Annotated in this window: 25 protein-coding genes and 1 pseudogene; 9 read left to right on the forward strand and 17 right to left on the reverse strand. The window is 68.8% G+C overall.

Going from position 1 to position 26,077, the window contains the following annotated elements:
- Positions 1–10: 10 nt before the first annotated feature.
- The 5 genes from AC06FD_RS18245 to AC06FD_RS18265 form a co-directional block, all read right to left on the reverse strand.
- A complete protein-coding gene (locus AC06FD_RS18245) occupies positions 11–688 on the reverse strand; it encodes a DUF484 family protein (protein ID WP_259210269.1) in 678 nt (225 codons plus the stop codon).
- The gene (gene dapF, locus AC06FD_RS18250) at positions 685–1,536 is read right to left on the reverse strand and encodes a diaminopimelate epimerase (RefSeq protein ID WP_478078552.1); all 852 of its coding nucleotides are present in this window, start codon (positions 1,534–1,536) and stop codon (positions 685–687) included. The genes AC06FD_RS18245 and dapF overlap by 4 nt, the downstream gene beginning before the upstream one ends.
- Positions 1,529–1,771: an LPS translocon maturation chaperone LptM gene (gene lptM / locus AC06FD_RS18255; RefSeq protein WP_478078553.1), complete on the reverse strand. Its 243-nt coding sequence runs from the start codon at positions 1,769–1,771 to the stop codon at positions 1,529–1,531. The genes dapF and lptM overlap by 8 nt, the downstream gene beginning before the upstream one ends.
- A 92-nt stretch (positions 1,772–1,863) precedes the next feature.
- Positions 1,864–2,286: a YbaN family protein gene (locus AC06FD_RS18260; protein WP_259210272.1), complete on the reverse strand. Its 423-nt coding sequence runs from the start codon at positions 2,284–2,286 to the stop codon at positions 1,864–1,866.
- Between the two features lie 60 nt (positions 2,287–2,346).
- Positions 2,347–4,467, reverse strand: a complete 2,121-nt coding sequence (locus AC06FD_RS18265; RefSeq protein ID WP_478078554.1) for a S9 family peptidase — start codon at positions 4,465–4,467, stop codon at positions 2,347–2,349.
- Positions 4,468–4,579: 112 nt separating this feature from the next.
- Between AC06FD_RS18265 and AC06FD_RS18270 the strand changes: the two genes are divergently transcribed.
- Positions 4,580–5,767, forward strand: coding sequence for a pyridoxal phosphate-dependent aminotransferase (locus tag AC06FD_RS18270; RefSeq protein WP_478078555.1), 1,188 nt, complete (start codon positions 4,580–4,582; stop codon positions 5,765–5,767).
- Between the two features lie 675 nt (positions 5,768–6,442).
- Here AC06FD_RS18270 and AC06FD_RS18275 read toward each other — a convergent pair.
- A complete protein-coding gene (locus AC06FD_RS18275) occupies positions 6,443–8,536 on the reverse strand; it encodes a prolyl oligopeptidase family serine peptidase (RefSeq protein WP_259209566.1) in 2,094 nt (697 codons plus the stop codon).
- Positions 8,537–8,570: 34 nt separating this feature from the next.
- On the reverse strand, positions 8,571–8,930 hold the full coding sequence (locus AC06FD_RS18280; RefSeq protein ID WP_478078556.1) for a hypothetical protein: 360 nt from the start codon (positions 8,928–8,930) through the stop codon (positions 8,571–8,573).
- 161 nt (positions 8,931–9,091) lie between these two features.
- Here AC06FD_RS18280 and AC06FD_RS18285 point away from each other — a divergent pair, with 161 nt between their 5' ends.
- Complete coding sequence (locus AC06FD_RS18285; RefSeq protein ID WP_259209569.1) at positions 9,092–9,697, forward strand: lipocalin family protein; 606 nt, start codon at positions 9,092–9,094, stop codon at positions 9,695–9,697.
- A gap of 9 nt (positions 9,698–9,706) precedes the next feature.
- Here AC06FD_RS18285 and AC06FD_RS18290 read toward each other — a convergent pair whose 3' ends face one another.
- From AC06FD_RS18290 to AC06FD_RS18305, 4 genes are all read right to left on the reverse strand, one after another.
- Complete coding sequence (locus tag AC06FD_RS18290; protein ID WP_478078557.1) at positions 9,707–9,931, reverse strand: HigA family addiction module antitoxin; 225 nt, start codon at positions 9,929–9,931, stop codon at positions 9,707–9,709.
- Positions 9,932–9,962: 31 nt separating this feature from the next.
- Positions 9,963–10,652, reverse strand: a complete 690-nt coding sequence (locus AC06FD_RS18295; protein WP_259209575.1) for a methionine ABC transporter permease — start codon at positions 10,650–10,652, stop codon at positions 9,963–9,965.
- On the reverse strand, positions 10,649–11,656 hold the full coding sequence (locus AC06FD_RS18300; protein WP_259209576.1) for a methionine ABC transporter ATP-binding protein: 1,008 nt from the start codon (positions 11,654–11,656) through the stop codon (positions 10,649–10,651). The genes AC06FD_RS18295 and AC06FD_RS18300 overlap by 4 nt, the downstream gene beginning before the upstream one ends.
- Before the next feature lie 141 nt (positions 11,657–11,797).
- A complete protein-coding gene (locus AC06FD_RS18305; protein WP_478078558.1) occupies positions 11,798–12,694 on the reverse strand; it encodes a DMT family transporter in 897 nt (298 codons plus the stop codon).
- Positions 12,695–12,773: 79 nt separating this feature from the next.
- Here AC06FD_RS18305 and AC06FD_RS18310 point away from each other — a divergent pair, with 79 nt between their 5' ends.
- The gene (locus AC06FD_RS18310; RefSeq protein ID WP_259209580.1) at positions 12,774–13,256 is read left to right on the forward strand and encodes a YajQ family cyclic di-GMP-binding protein; all 483 of its coding nucleotides are present in this window, start codon (positions 12,774–12,776) and stop codon (positions 13,254–13,256) included.
- 100 nt (positions 13,257–13,356) lie between these two features.
- Here AC06FD_RS18310 and AC06FD_RS18315 read toward each other — a convergent pair whose 3' ends face one another.
- From AC06FD_RS18315 to AC06FD_RS18325, 3 genes are all read right to left on the reverse strand, one after another.
- The gene (locus tag AC06FD_RS18315) at positions 13,357–14,457 is read right to left on the reverse strand and encodes a helix-turn-helix domain-containing protein (protein WP_394164246.1); all 1,101 of its coding nucleotides are present in this window, start codon (positions 14,455–14,457) and stop codon (positions 13,357–13,359) included.
- Positions 14,458–14,546: 89 nt separating this feature from the next.
- Entirely contained in the window at positions 14,547–15,674 is a 1,128-nt protein-coding gene (locus tag AC06FD_RS18320; RefSeq protein WP_478078559.1) for an NAD(P)-dependent alcohol dehydrogenase, read from the reverse strand.
- A 15-nt stretch (positions 15,675–15,689) separates the two neighbouring features.
- Entirely contained in the window at positions 15,690–17,156 is a 1,467-nt protein-coding gene (locus AC06FD_RS18325) for a benzaldehyde dehydrogenase (RefSeq protein ID WP_449336192.1), read from the reverse strand.
- A gap of 239 nt (positions 17,157–17,395) precedes the next feature.
- Here AC06FD_RS18325 and AC06FD_RS18330 point away from each other — a divergent pair, with 239 nt between their 5' ends.
- Positions 17,396–17,989, forward strand: a complete 594-nt coding sequence (locus AC06FD_RS18330; RefSeq protein ID WP_259209588.1) for a DUF1415 domain-containing protein — start codon at positions 17,396–17,398, stop codon at positions 17,987–17,989.
- Positions 17,980–18,780: an SDR family oxidoreductase gene (locus AC06FD_RS18335; RefSeq protein ID WP_478078560.1), complete on the forward strand. Its 801-nt coding sequence runs from the start codon at positions 17,980–17,982 to the stop codon at positions 18,778–18,780. The genes AC06FD_RS18330 and AC06FD_RS18335 overlap by 10 nt, the downstream gene beginning before the upstream one ends.
- Before the next feature lie 474 nt (positions 18,781–19,254).
- On the opposite strand, the pseudogene AC06FD_RS18340 reads toward AC06FD_RS18335, so the two are convergent.
- A pseudogene (locus tag AC06FD_RS18340) lies at positions 19,255–19,380 on the reverse strand (M3 family metallopeptidase); the annotation flags it as partial.
- Positions 19,381–20,035: 655 nt separating this feature from the next.
- Positions 20,036–22,072 carry a M3 family metallopeptidase gene (locus tag AC06FD_RS18345; RefSeq protein WP_478078561.1) on the reverse strand — a complete coding sequence of 679 codons (2,037 nt, stop codon included), beginning with the start codon at positions 22,070–22,072 and terminating at the stop codon, positions 20,036–20,038.
- A gap of 161 nt (positions 22,073–22,233) precedes the next feature.
- On the opposite strand from AC06FD_RS18345, the gene AC06FD_RS18350 reads away from it, so the two are divergent.
- The gene (locus AC06FD_RS18350) at positions 22,234–22,629 is read left to right on the forward strand and encodes a hypothetical protein (protein WP_259209596.1); all 396 of its coding nucleotides are present in this window, start codon (positions 22,234–22,236) and stop codon (positions 22,627–22,629) included.
- Between the two features lie 119 nt (positions 22,630–22,748).
- On the opposite strand, the gene AC06FD_RS18355 is transcribed toward AC06FD_RS18350, so the two are convergent.
- Positions 22,749–23,861, reverse strand: coding sequence for a PLP-dependent cysteine synthase family protein (locus AC06FD_RS18355; RefSeq protein ID WP_259209599.1), 1,113 nt, complete (start codon positions 23,859–23,861; stop codon positions 22,749–22,751).
- A 112-nt stretch (positions 23,862–23,973) separates the two neighbouring features.
- Between AC06FD_RS18355 and gloA the strand changes: the two genes are divergently transcribed.
- The 3 genes from gloA to AC06FD_RS18370 all read left to right on the forward strand — a co-directional run bounded on the left by gloA (position 23,974) and on the right by AC06FD_RS18370 (position 26,065).
- Positions 23,974–24,501, forward strand: coding sequence for a lactoylglutathione lyase (gene gloA / locus AC06FD_RS18360; RefSeq protein ID WP_478078562.1), 528 nt, complete (start codon positions 23,974–23,976; stop codon positions 24,499–24,501).
- A gap of 165 nt (positions 24,502–24,666) precedes the next feature.
- Positions 24,667–25,095: a VOC family protein gene (locus AC06FD_RS18365; RefSeq protein WP_478078563.1), complete on the forward strand. Its 429-nt coding sequence runs from the start codon at positions 24,667–24,669 to the stop codon at positions 25,093–25,095.
- A 124-nt stretch (positions 25,096–25,219) separates the two neighbouring features.
- Complete coding sequence (locus AC06FD_RS18370) at positions 25,220–26,065, forward strand: extracellular medium-chain-length polyhydroxyalkanoate depolymerase (RefSeq protein WP_478078564.1); 846 nt, start codon at positions 25,220–25,222, stop codon at positions 26,063–26,065.
- Positions 26,066–26,077 lie beyond the last annotated feature (12 nt).

Genomic DNA, 26,077 nt, shown 5'->3' on the forward strand with positions numbered 1-26,077 from the left:
GCGACCGGGCTCAGCCCTGCGCGAAGCGCGTCAGCGCCACGCCCAGCGACTCGCCCATCATGCGCAGGAACAGCGTGCCCATGCCGGGATAGAAGCGGTTGGCATCGTGGCTGCCCACCGCGATCAGGCCCACGCCCGGCAACGGCAGCAGGGCGCTGGATTGCACCTCGCCGACGCGCTCGCCATAGAGCACGGCGTTCTTTTCCGGCTGCAGGCGGCCACAGATCGGTTCGCCATCCTGGAGGCAATCGCGGAACGCGGCCAGGGCCGGGCTGTCCGCGGCGATCACCTGCAGCCACGGTGCCTGCTCCAGTCCGGCCACCGGGTGCAGCAGCACCAGCCGCACCAGGTCACCGGCAAAGTCTTCTTCCAGCGAGGCGGCCATGGCACGCAGGGTATCGGCAGCCGAGGTCTGCTTCATCAACGCCAGGGTCAGCTGGTGGGTGCGCACTGCCAGGCGTTCGTTGACCTGCGCGTTGGCGGCCAGCTCGGCCAGCCGCCGCGACAGCTCGCGGTTCTTGTCGCGCAGCACCTCGAGCTGGTAGCTGGCCAGCGAGGCGGTCGGGCCGTCGTCGCGCGGGACTACCAGGGTGAGGGTGAGGTCGGGGAACTGCTTGAGGAAGGCAGGGTGCCGACGCAGCCAGGCGGCGACGTCATGCGCAGCGATCTTTTCGACGGTCTCGCTCATGGGTTCCACTCCCCTTCAAAGACGAACGCTGCCGGGCCGGACATCACCACCTGGGCGTCGTCGGCCGGCCAGCGCAGGCGCAGGTCGCCGCCCGGCAGCGACAGCGTGGCATCGCGCTCGAGCCGGCCGCGCTGCATCATCACCACCGCCGCGGCGCAGGCACCGCTGCCACAGGCCAGGGTTTCACCGACGCCGCGCTCGTACACGCGCAGGCGCGCATGCCGCGGGTCGATCACCTGCACGAAGCCGACATTGACCGACTGCGGGAACGTGGCGTGCTGCTGCAGCAACGCGCCCAACCGCTCCACCGGTGCCGCGTCGACCAGGCCGACCTCGATCACCGCATGCGGATTGCCCATCGATACCGCCCCGAAACGCACGGTGTCGCCCTGCAGGGGCAGCAGGTATTCATCGCGGGCGCGGGCGAAGCCGAGCAGCGGCACCTGCGCCGGTTCGAAGCGCGGCACGCCCATGGCCACCGCGTACTGGTCGCTGCCGAGGCGCTCGATGGTGTGGGTGGCCAGCGGGCTGTCGATGGCGAAGCGGTCGCCGCTGGCCGCGCCATCGCGGACCAGCCAGGCCGCCACACAGCGCGCGCCGTTGCCGCACTGCTCGGACTGCGAGCCGTCGGCGTTCCAGATCCGGTAGGACGCGACCGAGCCCTCGGCACGCGGCGGCTCGATGGTCAGGATCTGGTCGCACCCCACGCCGGTATGGCGGTCGGCCAGGTGCGTGGCCAGGGCCGGGGTGGGTTCGGGCGTACCGTCACGCAGGTCCAGCACCACGAAGTCATTGCCGGCACCGTGCATCTTGCTGAAGCGAAGCGCCGTGGACGCGGCCTTACTCATTACCGTCTTCGGACTTCAGCGGCGCATCGACCGGATCGGGTACCACCGGCGGGGTGTCGGTGTCATCCACGGCGGCCGGCGGCGGGGTGGCGTCGGTGGCCGGTTCGGCGACTTCCTCGACCGGCACCGGCTTCTGCGGCAGTACCAGCGGGCCCTTGTTGCCGCAGGCGGCAAGGAGAAGCAGCGAGGCCGCTGCCAACGGAATCAGGATTCGGTTGCGATGGGGGATGCTCATGCCCCGAGTATAGCCGTGCCCTCTTTGGCCGAGGGTATCGATTCAGTGAATGGGGTAAAGCCACCCCATGCAGGGCCTGGCGGTGCCACGCGTCATGAGGCCGGCGGCAGCGGCCGGCTCCACAGCCAGATCGCCACCACGGTCATGCTGCCGATGGACAGCCACTTCACCCAGGCGATCGGCACGCACCACAGCATGATGCCGGCGCACGCGGTCATGGTCAGGGTGGCCATCCATTTGGCGTAGCGGCTGACCGCACCGTGGGCCTGCCAGTTGACGATGGCCGGGCCGAAGCGCGGGTGCTGCAGCAGCCAGGTGTGCAGGCGCTCCGAGCCGCGCGAGGCGGCCCAGGCAGAGATCAGGATGAAGACGGTGGTGGGCAGGCCCGGCACGAAGATGCCGACGATGCCGGTGCCCAGGCTGGCATAGGCCAGCAGCCACCACGCCCAACGGAACCGCACCGGCGGCCGCGGGGCCGGGGCATCAGGAACGTCGGGGCGCTCGGGAAGAGTCATGCGCGCAGCATAGCGAGCCGGGGCGGCCACCGCGATGGTCGCCGCCCTGCCCGCCATGGGTCATTTCGCCGCAGGCGTCACCCCGAGCTGGTCGAGCACGAACGCGTACGCTTCGGCCAGCTCGTGATAGCGCTGGAAGCGGCCGGACTTGCCGCCGTGGCCGGCCTCCATGTTGGTGCGGAACACGATCGGATGCGTGCCGGTGTTGTCATCGCGCAGCTTGGCCACCCACTTGGCCGGCTCCCAGTACTGCACCTGCGAATCCCACAGGCCGGTGCCGACGAACAGCGCCGGGTAGGCCTGCTTCTTCACGTTGTCGTAGGGCGAGTAGCCGAGCATGTAGTCGTAATACTCGCGCTGCTCGGGATTGCCCCACTCGTCGTACTCGTTGGTGGTCAACGGGATGCTCGCATCGAGCATGGTGGTGACCACGTCCACGAACGGCACCTGCGCGACCATCACCCGGTAATCCTGCGCCGCCTGGTTGGCCACCGCGCCCATCAGCAGGCCGCCGGCACTGCCACCGGAGGCGGCCACCCGGTCCTTGGATGCATAGCCGAGGCGGACCAGTTCGCGGGTGACGTCGACGAAGTCGTTGAAGGTGTTCTGCTTCTTCAGCAGCTTGCCGTCCTCGTACCAGGCGCGCCCCATTTCCTCGCCGCCGCGGATATGCGCGATGGCATAGACCACGCCGCGATCGAGCAGGCTGACCACGGTCTGGCTGAAACCGGGGTCCATGGACATGCCGTAGCTGCCATAGGCGTACTGGTACAGCGCGGCACTGCCGTCCTTCTTGAAGCCGTTGCGGTAGACCAGCGAGACCGGCACCTTGACCCCGTCGCGCGCGGTCACCCAGACGCGCTCGGTGGTGTACTGCGAGGGGTCGTAGCCCAGCACCGGCTGCTGCTTGAGCTGGCGACGCTCACCGGTGACGGTGTTCAGTTCGAAGGTGGTGGTGGGGGTGGTCATCGAGTTGTAGGCGTAGCGCAGCCACGGGCTGTCCGGCTCCGGGTTGGCGGCCAGGCCCATCGAGTAGGCCGGCTCGTCGGCCTTGACGTATTCCTGGCGACCGTCCGGGTACAGCAGGCGGATCCGCTCCAGGCCGTTGGAACGCTCGGCGATCGCGCTGAAGCCATCGAACAGCTCGACGCCCTCCACCAGCACCGCGTCATCGTGCGCGACCCAGTCGGTCCACTGCGTGCGCGAGGTGGCATCGGTGGGGGCAGTGACGAGCTTGAAGTTCTTCGCACCGGCATCGTTGGTGCGGATCACCCAGCGACCGTTGAAGTGGTCGGCGTCGTACTCGACATCGCGCGCACGCGGGGCCAGCACGGTGAATGCCTGCGGGTCGGCGGCCGGGGCGTAGCGGGTCTCCGAGCTGACCGTGCTGTGCAGTTCGATGGTGAGGAATCTGTCGTCGCGGGTGCGGCCGACGCCCATGTAGAAGCTGTCGTCCTTTTCTTCGTAGACCAGCACGTCGCTGCTGGCCGGCGTCCCCAGCACGTGCTTTTTCACGCGCACGGTAAGCAGGGTGTCCGGATCGTTCTCGACGTAGAACAGGGTGCGGTTGTCGTCGGCCCAGACCACGTTCGGCGAGACGTTCTCGATGCGGTCCGGCAGTACCTGGCCGGTGCGCAGGTCCTTGAAGCGGATCACGTACTGGCGACGGCCGACATCGTCTTCGGCCCAGGCCAGCAGGTGGTTGTCCTGGCTGACGTCGGCATCGCCGACATCGAAGTAGTTCTTGCCCTCCGCCATCACGTTGACGTCGAGCAGGATCTCTTCAGGCGCGTCCATGCTGCCCTTGCGCCGTGCCTGGATCGGGTAGTCCTTGCCGGTCTCGAAACGGGTGTAGTACCAGTAGCCGCGATCGCGCGCGGGCACGCTGGCGTCGTCCTGCTTGATGCGCGCGACGATTTCCTTGTACAGGGTGTCCTCGAGCGGCTTGAGCGGCGCCATCACCTGGTCGGTGTACGCGTTCTCCGCGTTCAGGTAGGCCAGCATCTTCGGGTCTTCGCGCTTGTCGTCGCGCAGCCAGTAATAGTCGTCGCTGCGGGTGGCACCGAACGGCGCCTTGACCGTGTGCGGATGCTTCTCGGCGTCGGGCGGGGTCAGCGCGGGGGCGGCATGCACGTTGGAGGTCATCAGGCTGGCAACCAGTAAACAGAGGGCGGGCTTCACGAGATAAGGTTCCTTTCGGGGGAATGCAATGGCGTCCGTGTTCAGCCCAGTCTGGGCGGGCCCGGCGGCGCCGGCAAGCCTGCCGGTGGTCACAGCGCCTATCATCGACGGCATGAGCACTCCCACGTCCCCGCGCGGCTACAGCCGCCGCAGTCAGGAAATCGAACCCTTCCACGTGATGTCGCTGCTGGCCCGCGCGCAGGCGCTGGAGCAGGCCGGCCACGATGTCATCCACTTGGAGATCGGCGAGCCGGACTTCACCACCGCCGCGCCGATCGTGCGTGCCGGCCAGGCCGCACTGGCCGCCGGCCACACCCGTTACACCGCGGCGCGCGGCCTGCCGGCGCTGCGCCAGGCGATCGCGGGGTTCTACCGCGCGCGTTACCAGTGTGAGATCGATCCGGAACGGATCCTGGTCACCCCCGGCGGCTCGGGCGCGTTGCTGTTGACGAGCAGCCTGCTGGTGGACCCGGGCAGGCACTGGCTGCTGGCCGACCCGGGGTATCCCTGCAACCGGCACTTCCTGCGCCTGGTGGAAGGCGCGGCGCAACTGGTGCCGGTGGACCCGTCGACGGCCTACCAACTGACCCCGGACCTGGTGGCGCGGCACTGGAACGCCGACAGCGTGGGCGCGCTGGTGGCCTCGCCGGCCAACCCGACCGGCACGGTGTTGTCGGCGGCGCAGTTGGGCGGCCTGTCGCAGGCGCTGAAGTCGCGGGGCGGGCACCTGGTGGTGGACGAGATCTACCACGGACTCACCTATGGCATGGACGCAGCCAGCGTGCTGGAGGTGGACGACGAGGCGTTCGTGCTCAACAGTTTTTCCAAGTATTACGGGATGACCGGCTGGCGGCTGGGCTGGCTGGTGGCGCCACCGCAGGCGGTGCCCGAGCTGGAGAAGCTGGCGCAGAACCTGTACATCAGTGCGTCGAGCATCGCCCAGCACGCGGCGCTGGCCTGTTTCGAGCCGGACACGATCGCCGTGTTCGAGCAGCGCCGCGCGGCTTTCCGCGAGCGCCGCGACTACCTGCTGCCGGCGCTGCGCGCGCTGGGTTTCCGTATCGAGGTGGAGCCGGAAGGGGCGTTTTACCTGTACTGCGACGTGAGCGCGTTCACCGACGACGCGCAGGCGTTCTGCACGCACTTCCTGGAAACCCAGCACGTGGCGTTTACCCCGGGCCTGGATTTCGGGCACTACCGCGCGAACGAGCATGTGCGGCTGGCCTACACGCAGGAGGTGCCACGGCTGGAAGAGGCGGTGGCGCGTATCCGGCGCGGGCTGGAGACGTGGGTGCGGTGATGCGGCAGTGTTTTAGAAGCTTTAGAAGCTGAAAAGCTGCAAAAGCTGCAAAAGCTGAAACGGCGCAAAAGCCGCAAAGGCGGCGAACGGTCGCGCTGGGCGGGGATGTGTGGATTCGCGGGACACGCCGTAAATCCATCCGTGGAGGCTCGCGTACGCCATCCATGGCGTACGACGGTCCCGCGAATCCACACACCCCCACCCCCAGACAACGGGTCGGTGGCCATGGCACAACGCGAAAGCGCCAGCAGAAGGCATCGCCGGCTTCACCGCTCTTTGCTTCCCTGCTTCTTGGCTGAGCACCCGCACACTGTCAAGGGCGGGTAGGGGTGGGTTGGCGGGACCATCATGCGCCATGGATGGCGCATGCGAGCCTACAGGGATGTATTTACGGCGTGTCCCGCCAACCCGCCCGTACCCGCCCAAACCAGCGAAAGCACACACGAGCAGCGGTGGACGTTGACGTTGATCCTGCAGTTGCCTTCGGCACTTGAAAGCCCGCCGCAGGCGAAGGAAAAACCCCAAAAAAAACGCCACGCATTGCTGCGTGGCGTTGAAACTGGGGTGAGGCCAACCTGACGCCCCACCACCCGGAGGCGGGCCGAAGATGCCTTCGGCTATTCCCTGCGGCTACCGGGCCGATGGGCCATCCCAGCAGTCGAGCAACGCTCGACTCTACCGCAACTGCTCCCACAGGAAGCTATAGGCCAATGCCGACATGTGCGCGGCCTGCGCATTGTTGGCCGCCCCGCCGTGACCGCCCTCGATGTTCTCGTAATAGGTCACGTCCTTGCCCGCCGCGATCATCTTGGCCGCCATCTTGCGGGCATGGCCCGGATGCACGCGGTCGTCGCGGGTGGAGGTGGTGAACAGCACCGGCGGGTAGGTCTTGGCCGGATCGAACAGGTGGTACGGCGAGAACGTCTGGATGTAGGACCAGTCGGCCGTATCCGGATTGCCGTACTCGGCCATCCACGAGGCGCCCGCCAGCAGGTGGCTGTAGCGCTTCATGTCCAGCAGCGGCACCTGCACCACCACCGCCCCGAACAGCTCCGGGTACTGGGTGAGCATGTTGCCGGTGAGCAGGCCACCGTTGCTGCCGCCCTGCACGCCCAGGTGCTTGGCCGAGGTGATCTTGCGGGTCACCAGGTCGCGGGCGACCGCCGCCATGTCCTCATACGCCTTGTGCCGGTTCTGCTTCAGCGCGGCCTGGTGCCAGCGCGGACCGTATTCGCCACCACCACGGATGTTGGCCACCACGTACACGCCGCCCTTCTCCAGCCACGCCCGGCCCATGCCGCCGGAATACGACGGGGTCAGCGAGATTTCGAAGCCACCGTAGCCGTACAGCAGGGTCGGGTTGCTGCCATCGAGCTTCATGTCCTTGGCATGCACCACGAAGTACGGCACGCGGGTGCCGTCCTTGCTGGTGGCGAAGTGCTGCTCGATCACCTTGCCGTCGGCATTGAAGAACGCCGGCATGGTCTTGAGCACTTCCGGCTGCTTGCCGATCTCGGCCAGTGCGAGCGTGGTCGGGGTCAGGTAGTCGGTGACCGTCATCCACACTGCGTCGCTGTCATCGGCATCCACCGCACCCACGGCCACGGTGCCGAAGGCCGGCGCGCCGGTGAAGGCGCTCTTCTTCCAGCCGCTGTCGGTCGGGGTCAGCACGCTCAGGCGGCTCTTGACGTCGTCCAGCACGTTCAGCACCAGGTGGTTCCGGGTCCAGCTGCTGCCGGCCAGCGAGGTGGTCTCGGTCGGCGCGAACAGCACCTCGAAATCACGCTTGCCGGCGATGAAATCGTCCAGCTTGGTCACCAGCAGCGAACCGGCGGTGTAGGTCTTGCCGCCCACCGTCCACGGCTCGCGCAGCTCCAGGGTCAGCCACTGCTTGCGCAGGCCCTTCTCGGCCGAGTTGGGTGCATCGATCTTGGTCAGCGTGCCGTCGTCGCCGCGCAGGTAGACCTCGTTGTTGTAGAAGGCCAGCGTGCGGCTGACCAGGTTGCGCTCGTAGCCGGGCGTGTCGTCGTGCATCGCCGCGATGTACATGTCATCCGGCTTGCCCTCGTAGACCACGCTCGCCGAGGCCATCGGAGTACCGCGCTTCCACAGCTTGGCCACCCGCGGATAGCCGGAGCTGGTCATCGTACCGTCGCCGAAATCGGTATAGACGAACACCGTGTCGCGATCGATCCAGTTCAGCCCGCCCTTGGATTCCGGACGGAAGAAGCCGTCCTTGATCCAGGACTTGTTGGCCAGGTCGAACTCACGGGTGACGTCGGCATCGGCACCGCCGCGCGACAGCGCGATCAGGCAGCGCGAGTAGTCCGGGCGCAGGCACTCGGCGCCATGCCATACCCAGTTCTCGCCTTCGGCCTTGTTCAGCGCGTCCAGGTCGAGCACGGTTTCCCACGTCGGCGACGCCTTGCGGTACTCGGCCAGCGTGGTGCGGCGCCAGAGGCCGCGCTCGTGCTGCTTGTCCTTCCAGAAGTTGTAGTAGTAGTCGCCGATCTTCTGCACGCCGGGGATCTTGGCGTCCGAATCGAGCACCTCGCGGATGCTGGCTTCCATCTGCTTGAACGCCGGGGTCTGGGCCAGGCGCCCTTCGGACTTGGCGTTCTGCTGCTTGACCCAGTCAAGCGACGCGTCGCCGGTGACGTCTTCCAGCCAGGCGTAAGGGTCGGCGGGGGCGTCAGCGGCCATGGCGGTGCCTGCCACGGTGGCGGACAGCAGGCCTGCCAACAGGCAGGCGGAAGCGATTCGGGACATTGGGGCTCCAGACAGTCATAGGCCCCGGACGCTATCACACGGGCTGGCCCGCGCCCCCGTGTCGAAGGTCAGGGCGCGCGGTGCGCGGGACGATGCGCGCCGTGCGGCGCCTGGCCTGCGGACCACGCCGGCGACGGCTGCGGCGTTGCAGCAGGGCCTGCGGCAAGCGGAAGCGGTACAGGCTCCACCAGGCCAGCCAGGGCATGCCGACCAGCCACATGGGCATCCAGCCCAGCCACTCGCTGCTGCCACGGGCTGCCGGCCACACCAGGACCAGCGCCAGGCCCGCCAAGGCCACCTGGCGTACGGCCCGCAGCACCTGCGGATCGGGGCAGGTGCCGGCACGCGCGGAGCGCTGTGAACGCGGGCAATGACGCGAAGACGACAAGGACATGACACGACTCCGTGCGAAAGTGATGCGTCACCTTGCCGTGCCACCATCTCACCGGCTGCGACCTGCCGACGCAGCGGCCACGGCAAGCGTGAACGCCACCATTGACGTTCTCCGCCGTCCCACCCACCATGCCCGTGCCAGCCACTGGAGCCTTCTGCCGCATGTCTCTGAACCGCCCGCTTCGCGCTCTCCTGTTGCTGTCGACGCTGTCGCTGCTGTCCGCCTGCGCCTTCCGCCACGAGGCCAAGCCGACCCCGGCGCCGGAGGCCGCCAACGCCATCGGCGCCCCGATCGACCTGCAGCGGTTCATGGGTACCTGGTACGTGATCGGCCGGGTGCCCAACCCGGTGGAGCGCGGCCACGTGGCCAGCGTCAACGAGTTCAGCCTGCGCGGCGACCAGAAGGTGAGCATCACCTACCGCTACCGCAACGGCTTCTCCGAACCGCTGCAGCAGCTGACCGTGCGCGCCTCGGTGGACGAGGACAGCGGCAACCACAACTGGCGCACCTGGTTCTACAAGATCGTGCCCACCCACACCCGCGTGCTGGAAGTGGCGCCGGACTATTCGTGGGCGATGCTTGGCTACCCGGGCCGCGAAATGGCCTGGATCTTCGCGCGCAAGCCGGACATGGACAAGGACCTGTACAAGGAACTGGCTACCCGCCTGCGTGACGAGTACGGGGTCAATACCGACAAGCTCAAGCGCGTGCCGCAGCACCCCGAGCAGGTGGACCGGCTGGGCTATGAGGTGCCGAACGTCCGGTAAGGGCGGCGGTCAGGCCGCCTCGCGCGGCTGCACCCTGCGCTCGATTTCCTGACGGGTCGGCAGCGTCTTCAGATCGTACTCGGCCTGGAGGGCCCGCCACGACGCGGCGTCGCCGCCGAAATGACGCGCCAGGCGCACTGCGGTATCCGCCGTTATGCCACGAGTTTCATGCACGATGGCGTGCAATCGCGTCGGCGGCACATCCTGAGGCCATGCCACGTCGCCCCTGGGCATGGCGTACCGACCAACGGTCGGTACCGACCGGTCATTTCCGGCTGTAGTGCGAGACCAGGCGGTCGCCGATCATCTGCAGCACCTGCACCAGCACCAGCAGCAGCACCACGGTGACCAGGGCCACGTCGGTGTGCGAGCGCTGGTAGCCATCGCGGAAGGCCAGATCGCCCAGGCCGCCGGAACCGATCGCACCGCCCATCGCCGTGAAGCCGATCAGCGCGATCACCGTCACGGTGGCGCCGGCGATCAGGCCGGGGCGCGCTTCGGGCAGCAGCACCCGGGTGACCAGCTGCCAGGTGGTGGCGCCCATCGCCTGGGTGGCTTCGATCACGCCACGGTCCACTTCGCGCAGGGCGGTTTCCACCAGCCGTGCATAGAACGGCGCCGCGCCGATCACCAGCGGCACGATCGCGCCGCGGACGCCGAGCGAGGTGCCCATCATCCACAGCGTGAGCGGGATCAGCACGATCATCAGGATGATGAAAGGCACCGAGCGCAGCAGGTTGACCAGCAGCGCCAGCGCGCCATACAGCACCGGCTTGCGATGCAGCTGCGGCGAACCGGTGAGGAACAGCAGCACGCCCAGCGGCAGGCCGATCAGCAGCGTCAGCGGCAGCGAGCCGCCGAGCATCAGCAGCGTATCCAGGGTGGCCTGGCCGATATCGGCCCACTTGCCTGCGTCCAGATGGCGGAAGAACCCGCCGGCGGTAGCCAGGATCATCGACGCAGCTCCTCGAGGTGGACACCGGCGGCAACGAAGCCGGCCTGTGCGGCCGCCACGTCACCGCCGACCAGCGATACCGTCAGCTGGCCATAAGGCGTGTCCTTGATCCGGTCGATGCGGCCGGACAGGATGTTGTAGTCCACGCCGGTCTCGCGCGCGATGCGCCCCAGCAGCGGTTCGTAAGTGTCGGCACCGAGGAAGGTCAGGCGCACGATGCGGCCGGCGACGGCGTCGAAATCTTTGTGCAGCTCGCCTTCGTCCACCTGCTCCGATTCGCTGACGAAGCGGCGGGTGGTGGGGTGCTGCGGGTGCAGGAACACCTGGGTGACCGGGCCGGTCTCGACCAGGTGGCCGGCATCGAGCACGGCAACGCGGTCGCAGACGCGGCGGATCACGTCCATCTCATGGGTGATCAGCACGATGGTCAGGCCGAGTTCGCGGTTGATCCTGCCCAGCAGCTTGAGCACCGAGGCGGTGGTCTGCGGGTCCAGCGCACTGGTGGCCTCGTCGCACAGCAGGATCTGCGGGCGGGTGGCCAGGGCGCGGGCGATGCCCACGCGCTGCTTCTGGCCGCCGGACAGCTGCGCCGGGTACTTGGTGGCGTGCGCTTCCAGGCCGACGGTGCGCAGCAGTTCGTCCACGCGCGCATCGATCTCCGCGCGCGGGGTGCCGGCCAGTTCCAGCGGGAAGGCGACGTTGGCGGCCACCGTGCGCGAGGACAGCAGGTTGAAGTGCTGGAAGATCATGCCGATCTTCCGGCGCAGCACGCGCAGGCCGTCGGCATCCAGCGCGGTGACGTCCTCGCCCCCGATCAGCAGCCGCCCACCGGTGGGTTCTTCGAGCCGGTTGATCAGGCGGATCAGGGTCGACTTGCCCGCACCGGAATGGCCGATGATGCCGAACACTTCGCCGGCCTCGATGGTCAGGTCCAGCGGCTGCAGCGCGGCAATCGCGCGGCCGCCGACGGCATAGGATTTGTGCAGGCGCTGGAACTCGATCACTTCGCGGTCAACCGGGGCATCGACGGGAGGGGGCGTGCAGCCTACCAGCGCGGGGCGGCCCTGGCCCGTGCGGCAGCGCGCAATGATATTCCGTTTGGTTCTAAGCCGACGTGATCGGGCCCGCTGCGGGCCCGGCACGGCTCACGGATGGTCCAGCGGGCTGGGCGGCTGGACTTGGCGGACCCGCTCGCGGTGCAGCAGGTACAGGCCGGAGGCGACGATGATCGCCGCGCCCAGCCAGGTCGCCCCGTCCGGCAGCGCGCCCCAGAACAGCAGGTCCCAGCCGATCACCCAGACCAGCCCGGTGTATTCCAGCGGCGCGATCAGCGAGGCCTCGCCCAGCTGGAAGGCCCGGGTCAGCGCAACCTGCCCGCCGGCCCCGGCCAGGCCCATGCCGGCGATCAGCGCGGCGTGGCCGAGCTGCAACGGCTGCCAGTCGGGGATGGCCAACAGCCCGGCACCCACGGCCATGATCACCAGGAACCACACCACCATCGACTGCGGGGTATCGGTGCGGGTGAGCATGCTGACGGTGATCGCGGCCACCGCGTAGGCGGTCGCCGCCAGCAGCACCATCAACCCGGGCACCGAGATGAAGCCGCCCACGCCCGGGCGCAGCACCACCAGCACCCCGATCAGGCCGATGCCGATGGCGATCCAGCGGCGCGGGCCGACGTGCTCGCCCAGCAACGGCACCGACAGCGCGGCGATCAGCAGCGGGGCGACGAAGTATATCGTGTAGGCGGTGGACAGCGGCAGGCTGCGCAGGGCGTAGACGAAGCAGCCGATCATGGCCATGCCGAGCACGCCGCGCAGCAGGTGCAGGGCCCAGCGCCGGGGCACCAGCGAGCGCGGGCCGGCGGTGGCCAGCACCCAGACCAGCACGAACGGCAGCGAGGCCGCGCCGCGCAGGAAGGTGACCTGCAGGGTGGGATAGCTGGCCGAGAGTTGCTTCATGCCGGCGTCCATCAGCGAGAAGCAGGCGACCGCCATCAGCATCCAGGCGACGGCACGGGTGGGGGATTTCTGCATGTTCATGGCCCATTATCACCGGCATGGCCGGGGCGTCCACGGTGGCTTGATAGAATGTGGGCATTCACCCGCTGGAGTTTCGCCCATGCCCTCTTTTGACGTTGTTTCCGAAGTCGACATCCACGAGTTGACCAATGCGGTCGACCAGGCCAACCGCGAGCTGTCCACGCGCTTCGATTTCAAGGGGGTGGAGGCGAAGTTCGTGCTGGAAGACAGCGTGATCACCCAGTCCGCGCCGAGTGACTTCCAGTTGCAGCAGATGACCGACATCCTGCGCCAGCGGCTGACCGCGCGGAAGATCGACGCGGCGTGCCTGGAGTTTGGCGATATCGAATCCAATCTGGCCGGTGCGCGCCAGAAGATCACGGTCAAGCAGGGTATCGAGCAGAAGGTGGCCAAGAAGATCGCGGCGAAGATCAAGGAAGCCAAGCTGAAGGTGGACAGCCAGATCAACGGCGACAAGCTGCGGGTGACCGGCAAGAAGCGCGATGACCTGCAGGACGCGATGGCGCTGCTGAGGAAGGAGACCTTCGAGGTTCCGCTGCAGTTCGATAATTTCCGCGATTGATCCAACGCCGATCGGCCGCGTGGCGCCGTCCAACGGCCGGCACTACCGCCCGGTCGCGCGGATCCGGTGAGGCCGGCCGTGGGCCGGCACCCCCGCGCCGCTACCCGCGCAGGTGCTTGTACAACGTGGTCCGCGAGATCCCCAGCTGGCGTGCCGCGGCGGCGATGTTGCCCTCGTGCGCCGCCACGGCGTCTCGCACGGCCTGCGTGCCCTGTGCCCGCAGTGACGGCATGCCGGCCCCCCGCGCGGTGGCCGTCGTGCCCCGCCCTGCCCGCGCGGCCAGCGGCCCCCGCAGGTACTGCACGTAGACCGCGTGGTCTTCGTCCAGCCGCACCCGATGTGCCGGGCCGGCCAGCAGCAGGCGGCGGCGCTGGTGGACGCTGGCGCCGGCGAACAGGCCGTGCAGGGTGAGCAGCGGCAACGGCCCGCGGCGCGGCAGGCCGAACAGGCGTCGCGCCACCCGGTTGGCCGCGCGCACGCGCCCGTCCTCCTCGATCGCCAGCAGTCCCTGCAACGGCGACTGCAGCCAGCGCGCGTCGTGCTGCACAGCCAGCAGGTGGCAGGGCCGGTGTTCGACCATCAGCCGGTTCTCGGTGGACAGCGCGGCCTGGCGGAAATAGCCATGCAGCAGCTCCGCATCGCGCTCGCCGGTACCGGTGATGTCCAGCGCGCCGAGCACTTCGCCATCCAGCCCATGCAGCGGCACGCTCAGGCAGAACACCGCGGCGAAGCGGTCCAGGTAGTGCTCGTTGCCGCGCACCAGCGCCGGGGTGTCGTCGGCCAGGCTGCAGGCCGGCGCGGTGGTCCCGATGTCGATCTCGCGCAGGCGCCGCCCGACCTGGATCGGGCGCAGCACCGGCACATCGGCCAGGCCATGCTCGCGCTGGGCCACCACCATGCCGTCGGCGTTGACGCAGAACAAGGTCCACTGGCGTCCACCGAAGGCGGCCCAGAGATGGTCCAGGTCGTCGCGCACGCAGCGGGCCAGGCGGCGGTCGGCCGGGGCCTCCAGGCGCGGGCCGGAGGCGGCCAGGGGCGCGTAGTGCGGCTCCTGCCGGGGCTGCACCCCGGCCTGCCGCGAGCGCTCCCACGAGCGCTGCACCGACGGCGCCAGCAGCGACTCGGCCAGCGCCCCGCCGTCGGCGAAACGCTGGCGCGCGGCCGCCAATGCCAGTTGCTGCTCCCGCTGCATGCCGCCCATGGGTGTTCCTCCAAACCGGACCTGGAGCGTACACCCGTGACGCTGACTGACCGCACCGTCGCAGGCCCGTGGGCCTGCGACGGTGCGTTTCACTTGCCGATGGTCAGGATCGGCTTGAGGGTGACGCCACGGGTGCTGTCTTCGGCGGCCTGGTTGATCTGGTCCAGCGGATAGAACTTCACCAGCTTGTCGAACGGGAAACGGCCCTGCTGGTACAGCTGCACCAACTGCGGAATGAACACCTTGGGCACGCTGTCGCCCTCGACGATGCCGCGGATGCTGCGCCCGCCGAGCAGCAGGTTGTTGACGTCGAACTCGGCCTTGGTGCCGAGCTTGGGCGCACCGACCACGCCGATCACCCCGCGCCCGCCAAGCGCCTCGATCCCCTGCGCCAGCACCTCGGGACGACCGGTGGATTCCAGCGCGAAGTTGGCACCGCCCCCGGTGATCGCGCGTACGGCGTCGACCACGTCCACGTCGCGGCTGTTGATGACGTGGGTGGCGCCGAGCTCGGTGGCCAGTGCCAGCCGCGACGGCACCACGTCGATGGCGATGATGGTGGTGGCCCCGGCCACGCGCGCGGCCATCACCGCGCTCAGGCCGACCGCGCCGGCACCGAAGCTGGCAAAGCTGCTGCCGGGGGTGACCTGGAGCGAATTGATCACCGCCCCGGCACCGGTCTGGATGCCGCAGCCGAGCGGGCCGAGCAGTTCGATCGGGGCGTCGTCGGGCACCTTGATCGCGTTGTTCTCGCGGCTCAACGCATAGGTGGCGAACGAGGACTGCGCAAAGAAATGATCGTGCAGCGGGGTGCCGTCCGGCGCCTGGATCGCGGTGGAACCGTCCAGCGCGCCGCCGCCGAAGTTGAGCCCGAAGAAGTCCTTGCAGTACGCGCCGTGGCCGCCGCTGCAGGGGTTGCAATGGCCACAGGCACCGTAGGTAAGCACCACGTGGTCACCCACCTTCAGGTCCTTCACCCCCGGGCCGAGCGCTTCGACCACGCCCGCGCCTTCATGGCCGAGCACCGCCGGCAAGGGCACGGGGTAGTACTGGTCTCGCACGATCAGGTCGGTATGGCACAGCCCGGTGGCGATCACCCGCACCAGCACCTCGTCGTCCTGCGGCGCGCGGATGCGCGCGGGTTCGATGGTGAAAGGCTGTTCCTTCCCGCGCACCACGGCCACGGTGATGTCGCGCAGTTCTGCAGTTGCACTCACGTCGGTTTCCTTCGCTCAGATCGGGTACGCGGGCGCTTCGCCCTTGACGGTCAGCCACTGCCACTGGGTGAACTCGTCGATGTTGGACGGACCGCCGATGCTGGTGCCGTTGCCGGAGGCACCCACGCCCCCGAACGGGTTGATCACTTCATCGTTCACGGTCTGGTCGTTGATGTGCAGCAGCCCGGTGCGCAGGCGCTCGCCCAGCTTCAGTGCGCGCCCGACGTTGCTGGACACGATCGCCATCGACAGACCGTATTCGCTGTCGTTGGCCAGTTCCACCGCCTCGTCGTCGCTGTCGAACGGCACCACCACCGCCACCGGCGCGAAGATTTCCTCGTGGAAGGCCGGGTTGTCGCGGCTGACGTCGCTGAGCACGGTGGGGGCGAAGAACAGGTCCTGGTACGTGCCGCCGGTGGCGAGCGTGGCGCCTGCGGCCTGCGCCTCGGCGACGAGGCGGGCGGCGTGGTCGCGCTGCTGGGCGTTGATCAGCGGGCCGATCGCCACATCGCCGGTGGCCGGATCCCCGACCTTGAGCGAGGCGGCCTTGGCCACCAGCTTTTCCAGGAAGCGCGCGTAGATGCCGCGCTGGACCAGCACGCGGCCGGTCGCCATGCAGATCTGGCCCTGGTGCAGGTACACGCCCCACGCCGTGTTGGCGATGGCCAGGTCGATGTCGGCGTCATCCAGGATGATCAGCGAGTTCTTGCCGCCCAGCTCCAGCGACACCTTCTTCAGGTGCTTGCCGGCCGCTTCACCGACCTTGCGGCCGGCGCCGGTGGACCCGGTGAACTGGATCATGGCGATGTTGGGGTCGCTGGTGAGGGCGGCACCCGCCGCGCCGTCACCGGGCAGCACGTGCAGCAGCCCCGCCGGCAGGCCGGCCAGTTCGAACAGGCGCGCGATGACGAAGCCGCCGCACACCGCGGTGCGCGGGTCCGGCTTGAGCACCACCGCATTGCCCAGTGCCAGCGCCGGGGCGACCGCGCGCATGGCCAGGTAGAGCGGGAAATTGAACGGGGCGATCACCCCGACCACGCCCAGCGGGCGGCGCCGCGCCAGGTTGAGCCGGCCCGGCTCGGACGGCAGCACCTCGCCGATGCTGCGCGAGGGCAGCGCGGCCGCTTCATGCAGCGCCTTGGTGTTCACCTTGGCCTCGAAACCGGCCTTGAGCCGGGTCGAGCCGCTTTCGCGGACCAGCCATTGCACGATCTCATCGTTGTGCTGCTCGGCCAGCTGCGCGGCACGGCGCAGCACCTGGGCACGCGTCTCGTAGGGCGCGGCCGCCCACTCGCGCTGGGCCTTGGCGGCGGTCGCGGCGGCGGCGGCGATCCCGGCCGGATCGGTCATCGCGATCCGGCCCAGGGCGGTGCCGGTGGCCGGCTCGATCACGTCCTGGGTGCTGGCACCGGCCTGCCAGGCACCGTCGAACAGCTTGCCCGACCACACGTCGGCGGGGAGGAAGGGGGAGGTTGCTTGCATCGGTTGACTCCTGTTGACGCAGGTCGGCCAGGGCCGTCTCCTGCACATGGTTCACCCAGGCATTGGATACCCGCGCACGCGCACTGCCTATTGGCCGTTGGCGGACATGACGCAAGCCCCTGCCTGTACACGGGTTTCGAGCATGACCGGTGTCCAGTTAATGGACAGTAGGCGTGGCCGCCACGTCCTCACGGCTGCGCGCCGTACAATCACCTGCCCAGCCCGCGATACCGCCCGCCATGAACGACCACGCCTTCACCGACGACAGCGCCCCGGACGGCCCCGATGTCATCGCCGAAACCCGGACCTGGCTGGAGCAGATCGTGATCGGGCTGAACCTGTGCCCCTTCGCCAAGGCGGTGTACGTGAAGAACCAGGTGCGCTTCGTGCTCAGCGATGCGACCACGCCGGAGGCCCTGGTGGAGGAACTGGCCGAAGAGCTGGTGCTCCTGCGCGATACGCCGGCCGAGGAAATCGATACCACGCTGATCGTGCACCCCGAGGTGCTGACCGATTTCCTGGACTACAACGATTTCCTCGACAACGCCGATGCGGCCATCGAAGCGCTGGACCTGCAGGGCATCCTGCAGGTGGCCAGCTTCCACCCGCAGTACCAGTTTGCCGGCGTGGCCCCGGATGACGTGAGCAACTACACCAATCGCTCGCCCTACCCGACCCTGCACCTGTTGCGCGAAGACAGCGTGGAACGCGCGGTGGCCGCCTTCCCCGATCCGGACGTGATCGTGGAGCGCAACATCGAGACGCTGGACAAGCTGGGCGTGGAAGGCTGGACGCGCCTGCTCGGGCGCAAGGACAACTCGCGATGCCACTGACCCCGGCCATCACCGACTGGACCACGCAACCGCTGCGCGACCGCGTGGTCGTGGTCACCGGCGGCGCGCAAGGCGTGGGCCGCGGCATTGCCCAGGCCGTGCTGGGTGCCGGTGGCAGCGTGATGATCGCCGACCTGGATGCCGATGCCGGCAAGGCCTGCCTGAAGGAGTGGGCGTTGCCCGAGCGGGCGGCGTTCCAGCGCGCGGACGTGGCCAGCGAGCGCAGTGTGCAGGCGCTGGTGAAGGCCACGCTGAAGCGCTTCGGTCGAATCGATGGGCTGGTCAACAACGCCGGCATCGCCAGTGCCCATGGCACGCCGCTGGCGCGGATGACGCTGGCCGAATGGCAGCGCCGGCTGTCCAGCCTGCACGGCGCCTTCCTGTGCAGCAAGCATGCGCTGCCGGCATTGCGCGAGCACGCCGGCGCCATCGTCAACATCGCCTCCACGCGTGCGTGGCAGTCCGAGCCGGACAGTGAAGCCTATGCCGCGGCCAAGGGCGGGCTGGTCGCCTTCACCCACGCGCTCGCGTTGAGCGAAGGCCCGGCCGTGCGGGTCAACAGCATCAGCCCCGGCTGGATCACCACCGATGCCTGGCAGGCGCCGGCCCGCCGGCGCGCGCCCAAGCTGTCGCGCCGCGACCATGCGCAACACCCGGCCGGCCGCGTCGGCCAGCCGGGTGACATCGGCGCGCTGGCGGTCTTCCTGCTGTCGGACCTGTCCGGCTTCATCACCGGCCAGGACCATGTAGTCGATGGCGGCATGACCCGGAAGATGATCTACGCCGAATGAATCCCCGCCGCAGGGCGCGGACGGTGCGCATGGTTCGGACGGCGCGCATGGCCTGGACGGCGCGTATAGCCCACACGGTGCGCACGGCCTGGACTGCGCATGGCATGGACGGCGCGTATGGCTCGGACTGCGCGTATGGCTCGGACTGCGCGTATGGCTGGGACGGCGTGCATCGTGCCGACGGCGTGCATCGTGCCGACGGCGCGCACGGCTCGGACGGCGCGCATGGTCCCGACGGCACGCATGGCCCGGACGGCGCGTATGGCCCGGCGGTGCGCATGGCCCACGGTGCGCATGGCTTGGACGGCGCGCATGCCGCATACGGCACGCACGGCGCACACGACCCGGTAGAGCCGAGCCATGCTCGGCTGACGCGATGCAGACCCATAACGAAGGGCAGACACCGTGGCGACGGCAGGCACCGTGATGAAGGGCAGCCGAGCATGGCTCGGCTCTACCCTGGCGGCTCGGCGGTTATCCGGCCATGCCGTTGTGCCGCAGCAGCGCATCCACGCTCGGCGCGCGGCCGCGGAAGGCGGCGAAATTCTCCGCCGCACTGCGGCTGCCGCCCCGTGAGAGCACTCCATCGCGGAAGTGCGCACGGCCCGAACGGCGCGCACGGCCACACGCCCCGCATGGCACGCATTGCCCGGACTCCGCGCATGGCCTGGACTGCGCGCATCGTGCCGACGGCGCGCATGCCCCATACGACCCGGACGGCCCACACGAGCCGGTAGAGCCGAGCCATGCTCGGCTGACGCGGTGCAGACCCATAACGAAGGGCAGACACCGTGGCGACGGCATGCACCGTGATGAAGGGCAGCCGAGCATGGCTCGGCTCTACCCTCGCGGCTCGGCGGTTATCCGGCCATGCCGTTGTGCCGCAGCAGCGCATCCACGCTCGGCGCGTGGCCGCGGAAGGCGGCGAAATTCTCCGCCGCACTGCGGCTGCCGCCCCGTGAGAGCACTCCATCGCGGAAGTGCGCACGGCCCGGACGGCGCGCACGGCCACACGCCCCGCATGGCACGCATGGCACGCATTACCCGGACTCCGCGCATGGCTTGGACGGCGCGCATCGTGCCGACGGCGCGCATGCCCCATACGGCGCGCACGGCGCAGACGACCCGGTAGAGCCGAGCCATGCTCGGCTGACGCGGTGCAGACCCGTAACGAAGGGCAGACACCGTGGCCACGGCAGGCACCGTGATGAAGGGCAGCCGAGCATGGCTCGGCGCTACCCTGGCGGCTCGGCGGTTATCCGGCCATGCCGTTGTGCCGCAGCAGCGCATCCACGCTCGGCGCGCGGCCGCGGAAGGCGGCGAAATTCTCCGCCGCACTGCGGCTGCCGCCCCGCGAGAGCACTTCATCGCGGAAGCGCTTGCCGGTCTCGGCGACCTGGCCCGGCGCCTCTTCGAATGCGGCATAGGCGTCGGCGCTGAGTACTTCGGCCCACTTGTAGCTGTAGTACCCGGCCGCGTAACCGCCGGCGAAGATGTGGCTGAACTGGTGCGGGAAGCGATTCCAGGCCGGCGGACGGTTCACCGCCACTTCGTCGCGCACGCGTTCGAGCACCTGCAGCACGGTGTCCTGGACCGGATCGAAGCTGCTGTGCAGCTGCATGTCGAACAACGCGAATTCCAGCTGGCGCACGGTGAACATGCCGCTCTGGAAGTTGCGCGCGGCCAGCATGCGGTCGAACAGCGCGCGCGGCAGCGGCGCGCCGCTGTCCACGTGGGCGGTCATGCCCTGCACGCGATCCCACTCCCAGCAGAAGTTCTCCATGAACTGGCTCGGCAGTTCCACCGCGTCCCATTCCACGCCGTTGATACCCGCCACGCCAAGCTCGCCGATGCGGGTCAGCAGCTGGTGCAGGCCATGGCCCATCTCGTGGAACAGGGTAGTGACTTCGTCATGGCTGAAGGTGGCCGGCTTGCCCTCGGCGCCCTTGCCGAAGTTGCACACCAGGTACACCAGCGGGGTCTGCACGCCGGCCGCGGTATCGCGGCGGTTGCGGCAATCGTCCATCCACGCCCCACCCCGCTTGCCTTCGCGTGCGTACAGGTCGAGATAGAACTGGCCCACCAGCGCCCCCTGCGCATCCACCAGGCGGAAGAAGCGCACGTCGGGATGCCAGACCGGCGCGCTGTCCGGCTGCACCTGCAGGCCATACAGCCCCTGGATCACGCTGAACAACCCGTCCAGCACCTTCGGCTCGGTGAAGTACTGCTTCACCTCCTGCTCCGAATAGCTGTAGCGGGCCTGCTTGAGTTGTTCGCTGGCAAAGGCCAGGTCCCAGGCCTCCAGCGTGGCCAGCCCCAGCGTGTCGCGCGCGAACGCATCCAGCTCGGCACGGTCGCGCTGCGCGTGCGGCTTGGCGCGCGCGGCCAGGTCGCGCAGGAAGCCCAGCACCTGCGGCGCGTCTTCGGCCATCTTGGTGGCGATCGAGTACTCGGCGTAGTTGGCAAAGCCCAGCAGCGCAGCCAGCTCGGCACGCAGTGCCAGCACGCGATCGATGTTGGCGCTGTTGTCCCACGCGGGATCGCCGAACTCGGAGGCGCGCAACGCGTTGGCGCGGTACAGCGCTTCGCGCAGCGGGCGATGCGTGGCATAGGTCAGCACCGGCAGGTAGCACGGCATCTGCAGGGTGAGCTTCCAGCCGGGAAGACCGTCCTTCTCCGCCGCCGCCCGCGCCGCGGCGATCACATCGTCGGGAAGCCCGGCCAGTTCAGCCGGATCGTCGACATGCAGCGACCAGGCATCGGTCGCATCCAGCACGTTCTGCGAGAACGTTGCCGACAGCGCCGACAGCGCTTCCTTGATCGCACTGAAGCGCGCCTTGCCGGCGTCATCCAGCTCGGCGCCGCCCAGGCGGAAATCGCGCAGGGCGTTGTCCAGCACTTTGCGCTGGGCGTCATCGTAGTGCGCCGCCTCCGGGGCGGCCGCCAGCGCGCGGTACTGCTGGAACAGCGCCAGGTTCTGGCCCAGCGCGCTGCCGAAGCGGGTCACCTTGGGCAGGTTGGCGTTGTAGGCCTCGCGCAGCGCCGGCGTATTGACCACGCCCTGCAGGTGGCCTACCTGGCCCCAGGCCCGCCACAAACGCTCGGTGGCATCGTCCAGCGGCACCACGAAACTGGCCCAGGTGACCGGGCTGACGGTCTCGGCTGCCTTCACCGCAGCGTCGGCGTCGGCCAGCAGCGCGTCGATGGCCGGGGCGATGTGCTCGGGCTGGATCGCGTCGAAACGCGGCAGGCCGGAAAAATCGAGCAGGGGGTTGGTGGGGGTCACAGGCATCTCCAGACAACGGGGCCGCGGCAGCGGCATTCCCCCACGATATGGCATCGCCCCCGGGCCCGCGCAACCCCTCGCGGGCAGCCCGGGCGGCCGATGTTCACGCGCGGCAGACGGGTGCGGGCCGACGCTGCGGTTTCCCACGCCGGTGTCGCGGAGCGCCCATGGACGGAATCACCCACGCACTGCCGGCATTCGCGTTGATCGGCACCGCCAGCCACGCCGAACTGGACTGGATCGCCGCGCTGGGCCAGGCCGACGAACAGGCCCGCCATCGCGCGGCCCTGCAGCACGTGGTCGGCGCGCAGCGCGGGCTGCTGCAGGACGACCAGCTCTGGTACCCCTACGAAGTGATCGAGCGCGGCGCGGCGCGCTGCGAACCCGGGCACGAGCGCGAGTTCGTGATGTGCACGCTGCTGGTGCTGCTGGCCGTGCATGCGGGCCAGCGCGTGGGCGTGGACCTGGCCCTGCAGTTCGACGACCTGGCCGCCACCTACGAGACGCTGCCGCCGGTGCTCCGCGATACAGTGCTGGATGCCTACCAGTCCCTGACCGGCTGAAGCCCACGTAGAGCCGACCGTTGGTCGGCTGCACTAGACGTTGCGATGGACGTTGCGCTCGGCGGTGAGGTTCACGGAACCCGTTTGGCGGGCAGCCGACCAACGGTCGGCTCTACACCTCAATACAGCGCCTCAAGCGACGCGCAGGGCAACGCAGGCAAGCCCTGCCCGGCCACCGCCGCGGCGATCACCGCATCGGTCTGGTCCACGTCGATCCCCTGCCTGGGATACCAGTCCGGGTTGTAGTAACTGTGCGCATAGCGCTCGCCGCTGTCGCACAGGATGGTCACGATCGAGCCGCTGCGGCCGGCCTGGCGCATCAGCTCGGCGGCCTGCAGCACGCCGATGAAGTTGGTCCCGGTGGAGCCGCCGACGCGGCGCCCCAGCTGCCGGCTCACATGCCGCATCGCGGCCAGGCTCAGCGCATCGGGCACCTTGACCATCGCATCGACGCTGGTCGGGATGAAGCTCGACTCCACCCGCGGCCGGCCGATGCCTTCCACCCGCGAACCGCCGCTGCAGGTCAGCTCGCGCCACGGCTGGCCGGCCAGCGCGGCGCAGTAGCCGTCGTAGAACACCGAGATTTCCGGGTCCGCGCACAGGATCCGGGTGTCGTGCCGGCGGTAGCTGACGTAGCGACCAAGCGTGGCCGCGGTGCCGCCGGTGCCCGGGCTGCACACGATCCATTCCGGCACCGGGTGCGGCTCCTCGGCCATCTGCTTGAAGATGGATTCGGCGATGTTGTTGTTGGCACGCCAGTCGGTGGCCCGCTCGGCGTAGGTGAACTGGTCCATGAAGTGGCCGCCGGTCTCGCGGGCCAACGTTTCCGAATCGCAGTTCAGGTCGCAGGCGCGTTCGACCAGGTGGCAGCGGCCGCCATGGAACTCGATCGCGGCGATCTTTTCCGGCGAGGTCGTGGCCGGCATCACCGCGATGAACGGCAGCCCCAGCAGGCGCGCGAAATACGCCTCGGACACGGCGGTGGAGCCGCTGGACGCCTCGATCACCGGGCGCCCCTCGCGCAGCCAGCCATTGGCCAGCGCATACAGGAACAGCGAGCGCGCCAGGCGGTGCTTGAGGCTGCCGGTGGGGTGGCTGGATTCGTCCTTGAAGTACAGGTCGATGCCGGGATGCCCGGGCAGGTCCATCGGGATCAGATGGGTGTCGGCCGAACGGTTGAAATCGGCTTCGATCTTGCGGATGGCGGCAGCCACCCATTCACGCTGCGACATGGCCAGGACTGTGCAAGGAGACGCAGCATTCTACGTCGCCTTGCGACCACCCCGCTAAAATGGGGGCCGACGGCCGTGATTTCCGCGGCCCCCGCTGCCCCAGGATCCCCCCATGACCCTTGCTTCCCTGCAGTCCCAGCCCGGCGTCGCCGCCGAGGTGCCGGCCGAAACCACCGGTTTCGTGTTCAACCACACCATGCTGCGCGTCAAGGACAGCGCCGCGTCGCTGGACTTCTACACCCGCGTGCTCGGCTTCCGCCTGATCGACCAGCGCGACTTCGCCGAGGCCCAGTTCAGCCTGTACTTCCTGGCCCTGCTGCCGGCCGGCACGGTCATCCCGGAAGGCGACGATGCGCGCCGGGTGTGGATGGCCGGCATTCCCGGCGTGCTGGAACTCACCCACAACCATGGCACCGAGACCCAGGACGGCCCGGTCTACCACGACGGCAACAGCGACCCGCGCGGTTTCGGCCACATCTGCGTGTCCGTGCCGGACATCCAGGCCGCCTGCAAGCGCTTCGATGCCCTCGATGTGCCTTACCAGAAGCGCCTGGAAGACGGCCGCATGAAGCACCTGGCCTTCATCAAGGACCCGGACGGCTACTGGGTCGAGATCATCTCCAACACCCCGATCGCCTGAGCCCCGCGCGATGGGCCGGTACACGCCTGGGCGCGGGTACCGGCCGATGGGCGCCACGTCGCTGGACGGTGCGCGGCGACGTGGTCAGCAAGGTGCACGGGGCGGCAATGCCCCCCTCGCGTGCCGGTGGTATACCTGCGCGACCGCCCAACCTGTGGAGTGCGCATGGAAACCATGGAACTGCATCGCGGCCGCCTGATCGACCACCTGCAACTGGTGGTCAGGGACCTGCCGGCCAGCCGCCGCTTCTACCAGGCCGTGTTCGACACCCTCGGCATCCCCATCGCCGGCGAGGGCGACACCTACTTCTGGGCTGACGAACTGTTCATTTCCAGCGCCGACAGCGAGGCCGCCGCCGGCCAGCTCACCGGCCGCCACCACCTCGCCTTCCAGGCGCGTGACCGCGCCACCGTGGCCGCCTTCCACAGCGCCGCCCTGGCCAGCGGTGGCAAGGACAACGGCGCGCCGGGCGAACGCCCCTACCACCCCGGCTACTACGCCGCGTTCGCGCTCGACCCGGACGGCAACAACATCGAAGTGGTGTTCCATGGCCCGGCCACCTACAGCGCCGATTCGGTGAAAGTCACCTTCTAGCCTCGCGCTCGCGCCGCGTTCACGCCGGCATGCTGGAATGCCGGTGCAACGGGGCGGCCGGGGAATGCCCGGCCTGCGATCTGGAACGCCGCGTCCACCGACGCGGCCTGGCAGGGAGCTCGGCATGCATCGGTTTGGTCGTCGTCCTTTGATCCTGCTGCTGTGCCTGCTGGCGTTGCCATGGAGCAGCGCACTGGCGCAATCGCGCTGCACCGAACGGGCGCGCACGCTGCTGCGGCCAGCGGAAGTCAGCTGCACCCATCAGACCGCGTGGATCGATTCGGGTGTCGTGGGGCAGCGGCGGGTCACCTACCAACTGCCGGTCGGCACGCCACCGGCCCGGGGCTGGCCGGTGGTGCTGCTCTACCAGGGCTCGTTCTTCCCGCTGGACGACTTCCATTACGCCGACACCGACCCGTTTGGCGGTTTCCATGAAGGCAAGCTGGTCCAGCGCCTGCTCGCCCACGGCTATGCGGTGGTCGCGCCCGCCGCACCCGCCGATCTGTTCTGGCAGACCAACCTGCCCGGGTTGTCCAGCACCTATGAGCTGGGCACCGACTACGACTTCCTCGGCAACGTGTTCGATGCGATCGCCGCCGGCACGTTCGGCCCGCTCGATCCGCTGCGCCGGTATGCCACCGGCATTTCCAGCGGCGGCTACAACACCAGCCGCATGGCGGTGTCCTTCCCCGGCGAGTTCCGCGCGCTGGCGGTGCAATCCGGGTCGTATGCCACCTGCGGCGGGCCGATGTGCACCGTACCCGACGTGCTGCCGGCCGACCACCCGCCGACCCTGTTCCTGCACGGCTTCATTGATCCGGTGGTGCCGTGGTGGACGATGAACGCGTATTACGGCCGCCTGCAGGCGCAGGGGATCGAGACCGCGCTGTACACCGAATCACTGGGGGCACATGCGTGGTTTGCCAGCTCGCCCGCCCGCATCGTGGCCTGGTTCGACGCGCATCCCTGAACCGCGGAAGAT

The sequence above is a fragment of the Stenotrophomonas sp. Steno-Z1 genome, from assembly GCF_056393175.1.